This is a genomic window from Paenibacillus harenae DSM 16969 (assembly GCF_000422465.1).
Taxonomy (GTDB): domain Bacteria; phylum Bacillota; class Bacilli; order Paenibacillales; family Paenibacillaceae; genus Pristimantibacillus; species Pristimantibacillus harenae.
In genome coordinates, this window is the sequence record NZ_AULV01000016.1 from 163,323 (window position 1) to 178,876 (window position 15,554).

The following is a 15,554-nucleotide window of genomic DNA, read 5'->3' on the forward strand; positions in this document are numbered from 1 at the left end:
CCCTTTAAGCTCATAGGAAAAGCAGTCCCGCCAAAGGCTGCGCTCCTATGAGCTCCTTCGATTTTATACCCTATTTTCCAGGGGAGTGACGATTATGCGCATCAGCACCAAGATGATTATAGGTTATCTGTTTCTCGTCGTGCTCCCGTTCCTTGCTTTTGCGATCTTTGTTTATCATCAACTGCATGAGCGATTAATGACCCAATACCAACTAACCAATCAGCAGAATATTGAGCAGCAAGCCGCCAACCTCGAAGCCGGCATGTCCAAAATCGAGTCGTTGTATTCTATTTATCAGAACAATTCCGCGTTGATTGATTTTTTGCGGGGCGATTACGCGGATGACCGGGAGCTTATTTATTCGTTCCTGAAGGAAATCAGTCCCGCCTTCTCTTTCGCTTCCCTCGGGGAGCCGATGGTCGAACGGATCGTGGCGTATCCGAAAACCGAGAAGCGGCTGCTCTCCGTTCCTGAATTCGGGGACTATTCGGAGCTTGGCGGCTTGCTAAGCTCGGAGGATATGACAAGGCTCCGTCCTGACAAAGGATTGTGGAAGAAATCATTTGACTCGGCATCCGGTCCCGTCTTGAACTATTACCATAAGCTCTATAGCGACACGTATACCAGCGAGCTCGGGATTCTCCGAATTATGGTGAAACCGGCGCTAATCGAGGAATTTATTCAAGCGCTAAGCGCTCTGCATCCGAATAACGCGATCCTGCTGACCGGTCCGGAGGGGGAAATTGTCTACGCCGTCAGGGATATGCAGCTTGGCTCCGTGCAGCTCACGGATATTCAAGCGGCCATCCGGCGCGGGGAAGACAAGTCGTTTCTGGCAGACCGGGGGAAGCTGCTGGTGAATACGGTGCGGGCGCCGCGGCTTGGCTTAACCGTCGTCGAGGTGAACCGGCAGGACACCCTTTTTCAATCGATGTGGACCAAGCTCTGGTGGGCGGGTGCGGGAGCCGGGCTGCTTATTCTTCTATCGGTTTTCTATTACGTGCTTTTATCGTCGTTGACAAGACGGATCTTGCTGCTGTCCCGGCACATGAGGAAGGTCGGCCAGAATTTTCTCGGCAATCCCTATGCCGGCAAACCCGGCAAGGATGAGATCGGCTTTCTTATTTCGAACTATAACGCGATGATCGGCCGCATCGATGAACTGGTCAACCGCGTCCAAAAGGTGGAATTAATGAAGAAGGAGGCGGATTTCAAAATGCTGCAAGCGCAAATTCAGCCTCATTTTCTGTACAATACGCTGGAGACGATGCGAATGCTGGCCAGATCCAACCATGATCACAAGGTGGCGGAGATGGCATTTTCATTAGGCAATCTCCTGAGATACAGCTTATCCAAAACGGACGATACGACGCTGAAGGAAGAGGTTGAGCACATCCGTTCGTATATCGCGATTCACCAAATCCGTATGCGTGATTTAAATTTTGAATTCGAGTCGGACGATCGCCTCTTATCGCTCCGTTGCCCGCGATTTATTTTGCAGCCGCTTATTGAAAACGCTTTGCTTCATGGATTGTCCGGAAAGAAGGGAGGCAAGCAAATCGCCGTTCGGCTGACGCAAGGCCGAGGCTTCGCGCTCATCGAGGTATGCGACAACGGGAAGGGCATCGGACAGGACAAGATCGCGAGATTGAGGAGATTGATAAACGGAGAACCGGCTGTCGATTTCTTCCATCAAGGTACGGGGATAGGGCTTAACAACGTAGCGGAAAGAGTCAAAGCGTATTTCGGTCAAGAATCGGCAATGTCCATCGAAAGCAAACCCGGCGAATGGACGAGATGCTCTCTAAGACTTATGCTGGAGGAGAACAGCCATGCTCAAGCTGATGATTGTGGATGACGAACCTATTATTCTGTCGGGGATCCGGGACATGGTTGAACAAGCAAATACGGCATTCACGAGGATCGCGACAGCTAACGACGGAACGGAAGCGCTGGACATGATGGCCTATTTCCGGCCGGATTTAATCATAACCGATATTCAGATGCCTGAAATGGATGGCCTCTCCTTTATTCGCCAGGCAAAGGTTAAGAATGTCACGCGATTCATTATCCTTTCGGGATACGACGTCTTTCAATACGCGCAGGATGCGATACGGCTTCAGGTTGCGGAATATATGCTGAAGCCGATTGACGAGCGGCAGCTGATTGAATTATTGAAGCGAATGGCCCTTGAGATAATCGGACAGCAGAATAACCATGCTTCAACCATTGGCGAGAAGGAAGTGGATGCAGAGCAAAATTCCATTAACGAGCATGTCAAAATGCTGAAGGACTATATTCATAATAACTATATGAAGGATATCTCGTTGTCTGACGCCGCGGCGTACTTAAATCTTCATCCGGCTTACACCGGCCAATTATTTAAGAAGGAGACGGGCGATTCGTTCGTGCAGTACATTAATCAATGCCGCATTGACAAAGCGAAAGAATTGCTTGCCGGCAGGAACCAGGTTGCCCTGGAGAAGATCGCAGCCTGCGTGGGGTTCGAGAACCGTCGCACGTTTTATAAAGTATTTCGAAAATATGCAGGACAGACGCCCGGAGAGTATAGGGAGCGTATGCAACGGCCAACTCAGCGCATCGATGATTACGAATGCTTGTGACGCTTCCTATATGCGCTTGGGGTTATACCGTAATGATTCTTAAAGGTTTGACTGAAGTGCTCAAGCGCCGCGAAACCGGTTTGTTCTGAGATACGGCTTATGGACATCGGCGAAGTCGCAAGAAAATAGGCGGCCGCGCTCATTCTCGCCTGCTGCCGCTTCTGCGTAAAGGATACGCCGTAGCGGCTCTTTAGCGTTCTTTCCGTCTGCCTTACGCTAAGTCCGAGCTTGTCAGCCAGCGATTGCAGCGTAATCGTTGCGTATTCTCCCAGAAAGCTGTTCTCGATGATGACGAGCCGGTTATCATCGAGCGTTTTTAGCTGTGCAGGCCGAAGCGAAGGTTTATTGCTTGTATAATTTCGGATAAGCTTAATAATGATTTGCTCAATGATCCCGGCGACTATCGAATAATAGCCTATATATTGATGGGTGGTTTCATGCGCCAGCTGTTGGAACAACGGCAGCATCTGCTGCGTGTCTTGCCCGATCCAAAACGGCGTACGAACGACAATTTCCGCCATGTGGGCGAGATCCTGCCCCTTCGCCGTTTTGTCAGCCCCGGCGATGTCCCCAATCACTTCGAAGCAAATGCAATATTCGGCCATGGGGTCTTCAGGATTCGTTATCTGTTCGTGCGGCACATCCGGACCGGTCATAAAAAGGGTGTTTGCCGCTATCGGAAATCGTTCGCCGTTTGCGATCAAGGTGCCTTGCCCTTGCGGAATGAAATGCAGCTCATAGCTTTTGTTGCTGTGCGCATGTTCCTGCATCGAGCTGTAAAAATAGCCGAATCGCACGTAAAGTATGTTCAGCATAAGATCGCCGAAAGGGATCTTCACGTCCATATGGTCCATGTGTATGGGAGGATATTTCATGGCGTAACCTCCGTTTCCTTTCTTCCATTTTAGCGTTGTCTGCACGCATCCGCAAACAGCCCCCATTCGAGCAAAATATGCAAAGTTCAGACAAAATAGACGAGGATGAATGTAGAAATGATACAAGGGCTCCCGTTAAAATTAGTTTAAAAAAATTGCTGCGGAGGGATTTCAATTGGATCAATTGCAATGGGCTGTGAAAACGGCGGAAACGTTCATGGCGGGTACTGAAGCGGATGGCTATCACCTCGAGTTCTCTAAACGATGGGCGTATGTGCCGGGGATGATGCTCCTGGCACTCAACAGACTTTCAGAGGAATCAGGCGAAGATAACTATTTTATCTACATCAAGAAGCATATGGATCTATTCGTACAGCAGAATGGATCTGTAAGAACGTATTCGCTTGAAGAATATAATCTTGACCAAGTTAACCAAGGTAAAGTGTTGTTCTCCCTTATCAAGCGGACCGGGGAGCTGCGTTACGAGAAAGCGGCACATTTGCTGGCTTCGCAGTTGAAAGGGCATCCTCGAACAAATGAGGGCGGCTTCTGGCACAAGAAGATTTATCCATTCCAAATGTGGCTGGACGGTTTGTATATGTCATCCCCCTTTCTAGCGGAATATGCGAAGACGTTTGATAAGCCGGAACTGTTCGATGAAGTGGCGCGTCAAATTCTGCTCGTCGAAAAGAATACGCGCGATCCGAAAAGCGGACTTCTCTTCCACGGCTGGGATGAGAGCAAAGAGCAGCGCTGGTGCGACCCGGAAACGGGAAAATCAAGACATTTCTGGAGCAGGGCCATGGGCTGGTATGCAATGGCGATTGTGGATTCGCTCGAGCATTTCCCGGCCGATCATCCCAAACGAGGTACGATTTGCGGTATTTTCGAGCGCATGGCAGAGGCGCTTTCGTTGGTGCAGGATGGAGAGAGCGGATTATGGTATCAGGTATTGGACCGGGGCGGGGATCAAGGGAACTATCTGGAAGCCTCCGGTACGGCGATGTTCACATTCTCAATGGCCAAAGGTGTGCGTCTCGGTTATTTATCAAACAAATTCAAGCCAGTCGCGGCGAAAGGTTTTCAAGGTATGCTCGACCAGCTCGTAACGAGTGACGGAAAGCGCGTTCACCTGCATCAGATCTGCGACGGAGCGGGACTCGGCGGGTCGCCTTACCGCGGTGAATCTTATGAATATTACATTGGCGAAAAAGTCGTAAGCGACGCGATGATGGGGTTAGCCCCGTTTATGTTTGCCGCTATGGAGGTTCATAAGCTGTTTGGGCAAGAAGTGATTTCTGAATGAATTTCATTGCGCGATGTCAAGGAGGTCTGATAGACAACGCTTCCCGGCCTCGGAATGGGGCGGGAGGTGAAGCCTGTCGACGCGAATGGAGTCTCGTTTTCATCATTATTCCGTTTCTTTGGAATTCATTTCCTTTCATTCGCCCTAATCATTTTTCTATATTCAAGCGGTGCCATTTTGCTAATCTGTTTGAATTTGCGGTTAAAATGAGTAATGTTCATGTAGCCGACGGATTGCGCAATATCAATCACTTTGCCAGAGGTTTCCCGCAGCAATCTTTGCGCCTCGCGTATCCGGAGGGTTAGAATATATTCGGTGAAGTTAAAGCCCGTATATCGCTTAAAGAGACGGCTGAAATGAAAGGAACTAATAAAGAACCGGGATGACACATCTTTTAAGGTAAGCGCTTTCGAATAATTCGAATTGCAATATTCGATGACCTCTGCTATTTTTTTGTTCATCGGCGTATAGACGGTTTTCACCGTTTCCGTAAGCTTTCGGGATGCGAACAGCAGTAGTTGAACGAGTAACGATTCAAAATACAACACCTGTCCCGGACGATTCGGATTGCTATATTCATTATTCATTTGAAATAGAATATTCTCAATATAATTTTGTTCCAGATTGTTGAAATCAATGACACGGCGGTCCTGCGAAAAGGACGACAGGAGCATCGTAAGGTGGGAGCTGCGATACTGCTCCAGAAAAGCGTCAATGAAGTAGATGAGCGCTCTTTCATGCAGTTCGCCGCCTTCCAATGTCTTATGAATATCGTGCTTCTTGATAAATATCATAGAACCCTTCTTCAGGTGAAATATACGGTCTTCTACATAGAAATTACGCTCACCTGCGAATAAATAATAAATTTCATAGTGTTCGTGGTAGTGAGTTCGCCGCATCGGGATGTTGGCAGTCTGCTTGACGAAGGTGATTTCAAATTGCCCGTTCATTTAATAACGCCTCCCCTTTTTAATTACATATTAACAATGCCGGGACATGGGAGCAAATGTAGCAAAGATTGTATGAAAGAAGCAAGAAAGGTTTGGAGAAGTATGCTTATTTTGTGCTAGTTTAAGTATAGAAGCCGTTGTACAGATCGTATGTGCAGCGGAGTGTTCAACTGAATTTATATACGAGGAGCGTACCGTGATGAAGCCGATTCGCTTATTTATTGCCGGTGATTCCACAGCGGCCTTTTATCCGCAAGAACGTTCGCCGATGGCAGGCTGGGGGCAGATGATCGGGCGGTATTTCACCAGTTCTGTCAATGTCGTCAACGAAGCCCGCAATGGGCGAAGCTCCAAAAGCTTTATCGACGAAGGGCATTTGAATCGGATCGTGGATGCGATGGCGGAAGGCGACTACCTGCTGATCCAGTTTGGCCATAACGATCAGAAGCTGGAAAAGGAGCGCCGGACGGAGCCGTTTGGCAGCTATCAAATGTACTTGAAGATGTATATCGATGCCGCCAGGGACGCAGGGGCGATACCGATTCTCCTTACACCGGTGCAGCGGCGTCAATTTGACGATATGGGAACTTTCGTTCCGTCTCATGGGGAATACCCGGAGGCCGTCAGGCAGCTGGCGCAGAAGGAAGGCGTCGCTTGCATCGATTTGTGCGCATTAAGCGGGCAGAGGCTCGTTTCGCTCGGTTCTGACGGGTCGAAATCGTTGTTCGTCCGCCTCCGTCCGGACGAGCACCCGAATTACCCGAACGGCAGCGAGGACGATACGCACTTTAACGAAAGCGGAGCGCGTGAAATAGCGCTGCTTGTGCGTGAAGGACTTATGCGCGCCGGCCTGCCGATCAGCGATTATTTGACACGGGAGAACCCCATCCCGCATTGGGTCATGCCGGAGGTGCTCCTGCCGGACATACCTGACCGTACGTTCCGGTTGACCGATTTCGGAGCGGTGGGCGACGGACTGACGGACAATACCGGCGCGTTCCGCCGGGCGATTCAGGCTTGTTCGGAAGCGGGAGGCGGCAAGCTGATTATTCCGCCCGGAATTTGGCTGACCGGGCCGCTTAAGCTGGCGAGCCGGCTGGAGCTTCATACGGAGGAAGGCGCGGTCGTCCGATTCAGTACAATGTTCGACGATTATCCGCTTATTTCGTCTTCCTATGAAGGTATAGGCGCCGTACGCTGCCAATCGCCGCTGGATGCAGAGGAGCAAGTGCATATTGCCATTACGGGCAAAGGTGTGTTTGACGGCGGGGGCGATGCATGGAGGCCGGTAAAGAAGGGGAAGATGACGGAGCTTCAGTGGAAGCAGCTGCTCAGGGGCGGCGGCACGACTGACGAGGAAGGCGATATGTGGTGGCCTTCGGAAGCTGCGATGCAAGGGTCCGCTATCGTTGATCGGCTTAACCGGGAAGGCGTCAAGGATGTTTCGGCCTTCATGCCGGCGCGGGATTATTTGCGGCCGAACCTGCTGAGCTTTAGAAGATGCCGGAACATCCTGCTGGACGGGCCGACCTTTCAAAATTCACCGGCTTGGTGCTTGCATCCGTGGGCTTCCAAGCATGTGACAATCCGAAACGTAACCGTACGCAATCCGTGGTATAGCCAGAATGGGGACGGTCTTGACCTGGATTCGTGCAGCTATGCGGTCGTTGAGCATTGTACATTTGACGTCGGGGATGACGCCATATGCCTGAAATCCGGCAAGGATGAAGCAGGGAGAATGCTGGGCCTGCCTTGCGAGTATGTGACAATCAAAAATTGTGTTGTGTACCATGGACACGGAGGGTTTACAATCGGGAGCGAAATGTCCGGGGGCGTAAGATACGTTTCTTTGTCGGACTGCACATTTATAGGTACGGATATCGGGATTCGCTTCAAAAGCGCACGCGGACGGGGAGGGATTGTGGAGAATATATCCATCAGTCGTATCCGGATGATCGATATTCCAGGGGAAGCGATATCCTTTAATCTCTTCTATGAAGGGATGGAAGGTTCGGGCGTCGCTCAACATGAAAAGAAGCCGGTTAACGAGGGAACGCCGATTTTTCGCAATATCGAAATCATTGACGTTAGTTGCACCGGCGCCAAAACGGCGCTGCTAATCAACGGTTTGCCGGAAATGCCGCTGGAACAGTTGTACGTCCACAATGTTACGGCAGCCGCCGAACAGGGGGTTGTCTGCCATCACGCGAAGCGGCTTGTATTGGAGCAAATAGATCTGCGCGTAAAGGACGGTCCGCTCGTTATTCTGGATCAATGCGAACAGGTGGAACTGATCCGCTTATACGAAGCGGGAGCTGCAGCTGACGAACGACATGTGCTCATTAAAGGAGCTTGTTCCGCTGCTGTTGACGCAATTCGTTAAACGCAAAATGCCGGAAGGGGAAAACACAGAGTATGAAAATGACGCAACCGCCGTCTCCCGTATGGATTGCAGACATGGGGAACGGTTTTTACAAAAACCCGATCTTGTACGCGGACTATTCGGACCCGGATATCGTTCGGGTCGGAAACGACTTTTACATGACAGCCTCAAGCTTCGTCAGCACACCTGGTTTACCGATTCTGCACTCGAACGATTTGGTGAACTGGACGATTATCGGGCACGCGATAGATCAGTTGCCCGGCGGATTTGACGGGTGCGTTCGTCACGGGGACGGCGTATGGGCGCCAAGCATCCGCTGCCGCAAGGGAACGTTTTATATTTATTTCGGTGCGCCGGACGAGGGGATATACATGACGACTGCGCAAAACCCGGCAGGGCCTTGGACACCATTGCACCTGGTGAAAGCCGTTAAGGGCTGGATCGATCCGTGCCCCTTCTGGGATGAAGATGGACAGGCCTATCTGGTGCACGCGTTTGCCAACAGCAGGTGCGGCATCAAGCATAAGCTGAACATGTGCCGTATGAAGCCGGACGGAACGGCGCTGCTCGATGAAGGGAGCATCGTATTCGACGGCACTGCCGACCATCCTACCATGGAGGGCCCGAAGTTGTATAAGCGGGACGGCTATTATTATATTTTTGCGCCGGCCGGAGGCGTGAGAACAGGCTGGCAAACCATTTTGCGGTCGCGCAGCATTTTTGGTCCTTATGAAGACAAGATTGTCTTGCATCAGGGGAATACGGATGTGAACGGTCCTCATCAAGGCGGATACGTGGAGCTCGATTCGGGAGAATCATGGTTCATGCATTTCCAGGATCGGAATGCGTACGGACGCATTGTCCATTTGCAGCCGATGAGATGGGAGAACGATTGGCCGGCGATTGGCGTCGATTCGAACGGCGACGGGATCGGCGAGCCGGTCTCCGCGTATCGAAAGCCAAATACAGGGAGCAGCGGGCCTGTTTCCGTACCGGCAACCTCCGATGAATTTGAGAGTCCATCGCTTGGTCTTCAGTGGCAATGGCAAGGAAGCAGCAAGCCTGAATGGCTGTCGCTTACGGCAAGCCCCGGCCGGCTGCGGCTTACGGCTCATCCTCTCCCGCAGGGAGCAGCGACGTTCTACGACGCTCCCAACATCTTGTGTCAGAAGCTGGCCGCTCCGGAGATGACGGTGACGACGAAGCTGACGCTTCATGCCGGATCAGACAAGATGCGCGCAGGGCTGACGGTGTTCGGTCATCAATACCGGTACCTCTCATTGGAGAAGTCGGAGAATGGCCTGCAGCTTGTGCTCGTAAGCGGCGAAGGAAGCAAGGAAGGGTCATCGGAACGGCTAAATATAGCCATTCCGGTGACCGAGACAACGGTTTATTTCCGTGTCAATATAGCAAGAGAGGCGCAATGCACATTCCAATACAGCTTCGACGGAGATTCGTATGAGCCGACAGGCGACGCATTCGAAGCAGCCCCGGGAGGCTGGGTCGGCGCGAAGCTGGGATTGTTTTGCCACCTGCTCGGAGAAGCCTCCGGAAGCGGGTATACCGATTTTGACTGGATTCGCGTGGAGGAGAAAGAACCTAATAGCCTTGAGCTTTGAAATGTGGATACTAACAAAAACCCTGATCAACCAATACCGGTGTGATCAGGGTTATTTTTTGCTTACCTGGAGGCTAATCAGCTGACTTTATCATCTGGCTATCCGTAACGCTGACATTTGAGAACTTCGCATAGTTCAGCTGCTCGATATCATTTGCAACATCATTGCTGTCAACGGCAAAACCAACATATACCGCTTTCTTCATCGCTATGGTTTTCTCGCCGATCGGTGTCCATTCTATACCATCCATGGAGCCGTAAGCATAGAAGGTATCGCCCTTGCGTCCAAGCTTGAGCCAGTAACCCTGTTCGATACCGTTGATCTTGAATGGAATGTCCGGTATAAGCTGAATACCCGCCTTTGCGGCATTAGAAGCGTTGTCCAGCGTTTCGGTCATTTCATTAAAGTCTCCGCCTTTGGTTTCCCTTCCTGCCAAATAGGTTGACCAGCTGGTAGCTTGGGAGATCTTCACCCAGGAAAGTCCGAGAGCTGCGGTTGCGCTGTCATCTTTCAGGTCATCACGAACCATCAGGCCTGTGAATGCATGGTTGTCAACGGATCCGATTTCCTCCAGCTTAGCCGTGATTTCCATATCTCCAGTTACTTTCTTATACACAAAATGGAAATCATCCTTGGAAGCATCCGATTCTTCTGATTGTTCCGTGCTGCCCTCGCTCATGCCAAGCTTCCCGTTCCCTTTTACAGTGATTACATGGTCTGTCAGGCTTGCAGTACCTTTAATGTCCGGCTTGCCGATATCAGTCGATGACCAATCTCCGTCAGCTAATGTACGGTCATCTGTATGGATATGAATGTTGGCTGCAGTAGTTTGAGTCTCATTTCCTTCCGAGTCCGTAATTCTTGCGGAAATGAAGTAAGAAGCATCCTCAAGTCCCCTGATGGTGTACTCATACTTGTCTCCTTTTAACTCGGCGTCACCCAGATACTCAGAACCATTGTATACCGCTACCTTTGCAATGCGGTGTCCGAATTCGGAAGAAGCTTTAATTTTCACGGATATCGGTTTGCCTAAGGCAAACTGTTCATTGTTCGCTGGTGTTGTCAGTTCCGCATCAGGATTTTCAGCAGCGTGTCCCTTATCAACAAGACCGTTGATATAAAGCTCAAGCCAGGTATAGCCGCTGTCTGTAATGGTTTTATAGGCATCCCCGGTGCCCCAGATCCCTTTTTCCTTTTCCCATTCGTCGGCAACACCGTTTTGATTCGTATCAAAATCCGCTGCACGCTGTTCTTCAATAACGCCAAAGTCCGAGATATATCCGCCAACTTCATGTTCGGTATTGATATATCTTCCGAGTCCCTTTTCCACTTCTGCAACAACTCTTGCATCAATGGCATCGCGACGCGGATAGGTTGCACCTGCCTGCTGTAAAATGGTGTTCAGCAATCGGTCGCCGGCATCCTCTACACCGTTTAGAACATAATCGTCAAACGCCGGATTGGTAATCCCGTTATTGACTCCTGTGCTGTCTGCGGAAAGATACGGTTCGGCTGCAATGGTTGTTCTATTGTTGCCGCTGGTGTCGCCGGAATACTTGACGTACTCTGACGATCCATCCAACAAGCCTGTCTTCACACCGTTAATCCTATTCCCGGAGATGTAGAAACCGCCAAGCCTTCCAGCTTCCCCTGCTTCAATAACCCGATTGACAACGTTGTCTCTTGTTCCCGGTCCCGCTATCTCCATATTATTCATAAAATTAGTAAAAGTATAAGCGCCGCCGTAAACCCCATTAAAGCCCCAGTTATAGATCACGTTGTTGGAGAATTGAAGCACGGCCACACGGTCCGCATTGGCGGCACCGGCATATCCGCCGCCGAGTCTTGGATTGCGTGAGGTATGGTTCAAATAAAGATTGTGATGGAAGGTGGTTTTATCTCCGCCTGCAATACCGCCATAGCCATGTCTGCCTTTCGAATGTCCCGAGAGCGTCAAGCTTTCTGAAATAATAGACCACTGAATGGTACCGTTCTCGCCCCTGTATGTGGAAAGGGTCTCATCCGTGTTCCAACTAAAGGAACAATGATCAAGGATGAAGTATTTGTTGTCTCTTCCCCAAAGGGCATCCATGGAATCGCTGCCGCTAAATACATTCGAAGCGCCTGGACGGAAGGAGACATACCGAATAATAATGTTCTCTGAATTACTGATATTGGTATCCCATCCTGCGACGGTAATGCCGTTACCTGGCGCGGTTTGCCCGGCGATGGTCAGGTTTTTGATGTTTTTGAACCTTAAGGAATTTTTCAGTTCAATCGTTCCCGATACGTTAAAAACAACCGTACGGCCCTCTGCCGGGGTAGATACAATCCCATGACGAAGGGACCCTTGAATAGGTTCTTCCTTATCGCTATAATCCTTAAGGTTGGTTACGATGTATACGTCGCCGCCTCGACCGCCGCTCGTATAGGCGCCACCGCCTTCCGCACCGGGAAACGCAACGATGGGCGCACCCGAGAAACCGCTTTCATTAGATTGAGCAGAACCCGTACCGCCAGGCAGTACCCAGCCCAATGAAAATGCAATCGCAATACTTAAGATGACGGCCACGACTCTTCTGAAGCTCTTATCCTTACTTTTCATCTGGTTTTCTGCATAACATGGATGCAGTCTTACGTGACTCTTCTGCAACCCGTTATACATCCTCCCTTCCCTATTGAATAATATAGCAAGCCTCACGCCGCTTACTTCCTATCATTTTATACCTTGCAGATATTTCGCACCTGCCAAAAAAAAATTTTTTTGCGCCAATTCTTGTACTTGTGCTGTAGTATAAAATTAGTGTTCTATGAAAGAGTTGAGAAACACTTCACCGCTTACAGGGAATTACGATTACTTCTATTGGAGGCTTAGAAGTGAAAATCCAATATCAGCATCGTCACCAACCGTTTCACACCTTTATATCTACCGATAATACCTATCCTCTTCATCTGCATAAACATGTTGAAATCGCAATCGTCTTATCCGGCAAGATCCATATCACCGTCAATCAGAAGGAATATGTTTTGTCTGAAGGAGACATGGTGGTTATTTTTCCTAATCAACCCCACAGCTACAAAACAACGGAGAGCAGCCGGATCCTGCTGTTTTTTTTCGATGCCGCATTCCCGGGAGATTTTACGGGAGATTTAATGAAGCATATGCCAAATAACCCGATGGTTCCCAAGGAGCACCTGGTTTATTACGTCTCGAACATGTTGAAAGCCTTATACGATCGGTATACGGAAAATTGCGATAACCGTTTGCTCAAGGCTTACACCTCTGTCATATTAGGACATGTTCTGCCATTGTTATCCCTGAAAAAAATAGAATACACCCAAGATCTGGACAGTATTCAAAGGATTCTTGCTTATGTGGATCTTCACTTCCTAGAGCCTGTAACCCTGGATTTGCTTTCAAGAGAATTGGGGGTCAGCAAATTTCTTATCTCACGAATCTTCTCCGACCAACTCCGCATATCATTTCGGGATTATGTGAATGGCCGGCGGCTAGCCCTTGCCCAGATGCTGCTGCTGTCTACCGCGAACCCGGTCACAGAGATTGCGTTCGAATCGGGATTTAACAGTTTGCGTTCGTTTTATCGTGCCTTTAAAAAGGAATACGGGATTACACCCAATGAATACCGCAGCGGCGCCCAGGAGTTGATATAAGTTCGCCCAGCGGAAGACCTCGACGGTATATAAAAAAATAGTTAAAAATATAGGGGTAAATCTATAATTTTTAAAGTTGTGATGTATGCGCTTACTTTCTATAATTTAGTAATGTAAGACATAATTTGTCTTGCAATTATACTTGAAAAAAATTTCTTCTCAGAGGAGGGACAATCAGAAGTTCACGGAAAATGACACCAGGATAAGTGATGTACGGCAAAGAAACAACCGGCAAGAAGGGAAAGGGAGTGAGTTATAAAAGGTAATATTCAAGCAGTATGCAGGCAAGTAGCGGCAAATAGAAAATTTCGGGAGGTAAAATATGTTTAAATGTAATAAGAAAATCTTGACGTTAGTTATTGCAGCTTCAATGAGTATTACCGGCTTGTTTGCAGCAACCGCAAATGCAGCGACAGACTACTGGCAAAATTGGACCGATGGCGGCGGAACAGTAAATGCTACCAATGGATCCGGCGGAAATTACAGCGTTACCTGGTCGAATACCGGGAATTTTGTTGTCGGTAAAGGTTGGAATACCGGATCGCCAACCAGGACCGTAAACTACAATGCCGGCGTCTGGGCGCCGTCGGGCAATGGGTATTTGACTCTCTACGGGTGGACGAGAAACTCACTCATAGAATATTACGTCGTTGATAGCTGGGGTACTTATAGACCTACAGGAACGCATAAAGGCACCGTGTCCAGCGACGGCGGCACATATGACATCTATACGACTCAGCGAGTCAACGCACCTTCCATTGACGGCACAAAAACGTTCACCCAGTTCTGGAGTGTCCGCCAGTCGAAGAGAGCGACCGGCAGCAACGTCGCTATCACTTTTAGCAACCACGTTAACGCATGGAAGAGTAAAGGAATGAATCTGGGAAGCAGTTGGTCCTACCAGGTGTTAGCGACAGAGGGATATCAAAGCAGTGGCAGCTCTAACGTAACGGTTTGGTAACAGGTCGCCTCCAAGCAGGGCAACTAACGGGAGCCCACGGCCGGGACTGTCTTCGCGGGCAAGCGGGTTTTGAGCTTTTCTGAATATTGTATTTCCTAATCCGTCAGTCCGGACGATCCGTCAGTCCGGACGCATTGAGGGCCGTTTCCCGCAAGACGAACGGCCTTCGATGTTGCCGGAAGCGAATTGCAGGCCGTAAAGCCCTACAATTTGTCCTATCCGTTTAAAGGAGATATATCAATGAGAAAGTTATTCATTTTCCTTTTAATAGCATTAATGGTTGCTGTCAGCGCTTGTTCGCAAGAAAAGCCTGATAAAAAGCCTGATAAAATGCCTGATAACTTTGTATTCGTCAAAGGCGGGACTTTTATGAACACAAAGTCCAACTACTATGGGAAAAATGTAACATTATCGGACTTTTATATCGGCAAATATGAGGTAACTCAAAAAGAGTGGACCCAGGTAATGGGAAGTAATCCTTCAAAATTCAAAGGCGACAATTTGCCGGTAGAAATGGTAAGCTGGTATGACGTTGTGGAGTACTGTAATAATAGGAGTATAAAAGAGGGCTTAACACCGTATTACCATATAGACAAGAATAAAAAAGACCCGAAAAATAAGAGTGAAACCGATCATATAAAATGGACAGTAACGATCAATGCGGGAGCCAATGGTTACCGATTGCCGACAGAAGCGGAGTGGCAATATGCTGCAGGCGGAGGTCAGATGAGCAAGAGTTACACTTACAGCGGAAGCAATCATGCAGATGAAGTAGCATGGTATTGGAAAAACGCCGGAGATACATACTTATCGGGAGAATGGAACTGGCCTATGGTAGAAAACAACCATAATAAAACAAAATCTATCGGTGATAAGAAGCCCAACGAGTTAGGACTTTACGATATGTCAGGCAATGTAAGGGAATGGTGCTGGAACGGGTATGGGGACTTGGATAGCAATAGTAGCTCTACCCGGGTTGTGAAGGGCGGCGGTTGGATGGGCGACGTCGGCGAGTTAGCTTATCTGAGCAATTTCGAGGCGAATGGCATAGGCCCCGATCAAGGTTTTCGTGTGTGTCGCGACGAGTAAACGGTAACAAGACTATCAAGCATAATCGAAAAAATCTATTGATAGAGAAGAGTAGGGTCCTCCTACCTCTTAAGC

The 15,554-nt window shown here is 49.2% G+C and carries 11 protein-coding genes; 8 read left to right on the forward strand and 3 right to left on the reverse strand.

Going from position 1 to position 15,554, the window contains the following annotated elements:
* The first annotated feature begins 94 nt into the window (after window positions 1-94).
* The gene (locus H581_RS0104550; protein ID WP_028608994.1) at window positions 95-1,858 is read left to right on the forward strand and encodes a sensor histidine kinase; all 1,764 of its coding nucleotides are present in this window, start codon (window positions 95-97) and stop codon (window positions 1,856-1,858) included.
* Window positions 1,833-2,624: a response regulator transcription factor gene (locus H581_RS33010; RefSeq protein WP_036717717.1), complete on the forward strand. Its 792-nt coding sequence runs from the start codon at window positions 1,833-1,835 to the stop codon at window positions 2,622-2,624. Before H581_RS0104550 ends, H581_RS33010 begins: the two co-directional genes overlap by 26 nt.
* On the opposite strand, the gene H581_RS33015 is transcribed toward H581_RS33010, so the two are convergent.
* Window positions 2,609-3,499: a helix-turn-helix transcriptional regulator gene (locus H581_RS33015; protein ID WP_036717720.1), complete on the reverse strand. Its 891-nt coding sequence runs from the start codon at window positions 3,497-3,499 to the stop codon at window positions 2,609-2,611. The genes H581_RS33010 and H581_RS33015 overlap by 16 nt on opposite strands.
* A gap of 175 nt (window positions 3,500-3,674) precedes the next feature.
* Here H581_RS33015 and H581_RS0104565 point away from each other — a divergent pair, with 175 nt between their 5' ends.
* Window positions 3,675-4,805 carry a glycoside hydrolase family 88/105 protein gene (locus tag H581_RS0104565; RefSeq protein WP_028608995.1) on the forward strand — a complete coding sequence of 377 codons (1,131 nt, stop codon included), beginning with the start codon at window positions 3,675-3,677 and terminating at the stop codon, window positions 4,803-4,805.
* Between the two features lie 125 nt (window positions 4,806-4,930).
* Here the strand turns inward: H581_RS0104565 and H581_RS0104570 are convergent, their stop codons facing one another.
* The gene (locus H581_RS0104570) at window positions 4,931-5,755 is read right to left on the reverse strand and encodes a helix-turn-helix transcriptional regulator (protein ID WP_028608996.1); all 825 of its coding nucleotides are present in this window, start codon (window positions 5,753-5,755) and stop codon (window positions 4,931-4,933) included.
* A gap of 199 nt (window positions 5,756-5,954) precedes the next feature.
* Between H581_RS0104570 and H581_RS33020 the strand changes: the two genes are divergently transcribed.
* Entirely contained in the window at window positions 5,955-8,138 is a 2,184-nt protein-coding gene (locus H581_RS33020; RefSeq protein ID WP_051250450.1) for a glycosyl hydrolase family 28 protein, read from the forward strand.
* A 32-nt stretch (window positions 8,139-8,170) separates the two neighbouring features.
* Window positions 8,171-9,757, forward strand: coding sequence for a glycoside hydrolase family 43 protein (locus tag H581_RS0104580; RefSeq protein ID WP_028608997.1), 1,587 nt, complete (start codon window positions 8,171-8,173; stop codon window positions 9,755-9,757).
* A 73-nt stretch (window positions 9,758-9,830) separates the two neighbouring features.
* On the opposite strand, the gene H581_RS0104585 is transcribed toward H581_RS0104580, so the two are convergent.
* Window positions 9,831-12,422: a pectate lyase family protein gene (locus tag H581_RS0104585; protein WP_051250451.1), complete on the reverse strand. Its 2,592-nt coding sequence runs from the start codon at window positions 12,420-12,422 to the stop codon at window positions 9,831-9,833.
* 212 nt (window positions 12,423-12,634) lie between these two features.
* Here H581_RS0104585 and H581_RS0104590 point away from each other — a divergent pair, with 212 nt between their 5' ends.
* The 3 genes from H581_RS0104590 to H581_RS0104600 all read left to right on the forward strand — a co-directional run bounded on the left by H581_RS0104590 (window position 12,635) and on the right by H581_RS0104600 (window position 15,479).
* The gene (locus tag H581_RS0104590; RefSeq protein WP_028608999.1) at window positions 12,635-13,429 is read left to right on the forward strand and encodes an AraC family transcriptional regulator; all 795 of its coding nucleotides are present in this window, start codon (window positions 12,635-12,637) and stop codon (window positions 13,427-13,429) included.
* A 322-nt stretch (window positions 13,430-13,751) separates the two neighbouring features.
* Window positions 13,752-14,390, forward strand: a complete 639-nt coding sequence (locus H581_RS0104595; RefSeq protein WP_028609000.1) for a glycoside hydrolase family 11 protein — start codon at window positions 13,752-13,754, stop codon at window positions 14,388-14,390.
* A 240-nt stretch (window positions 14,391-14,630) separates the two neighbouring features.
* Window positions 14,631-15,479, forward strand: coding sequence for a formylglycine-generating enzyme family protein (locus tag H581_RS0104600; RefSeq protein ID WP_028609001.1), 849 nt, complete (start codon window positions 14,631-14,633; stop codon window positions 15,477-15,479).
* The last annotated feature ends 75 nt before the right edge of the window (window positions 15,480-15,554 follow it).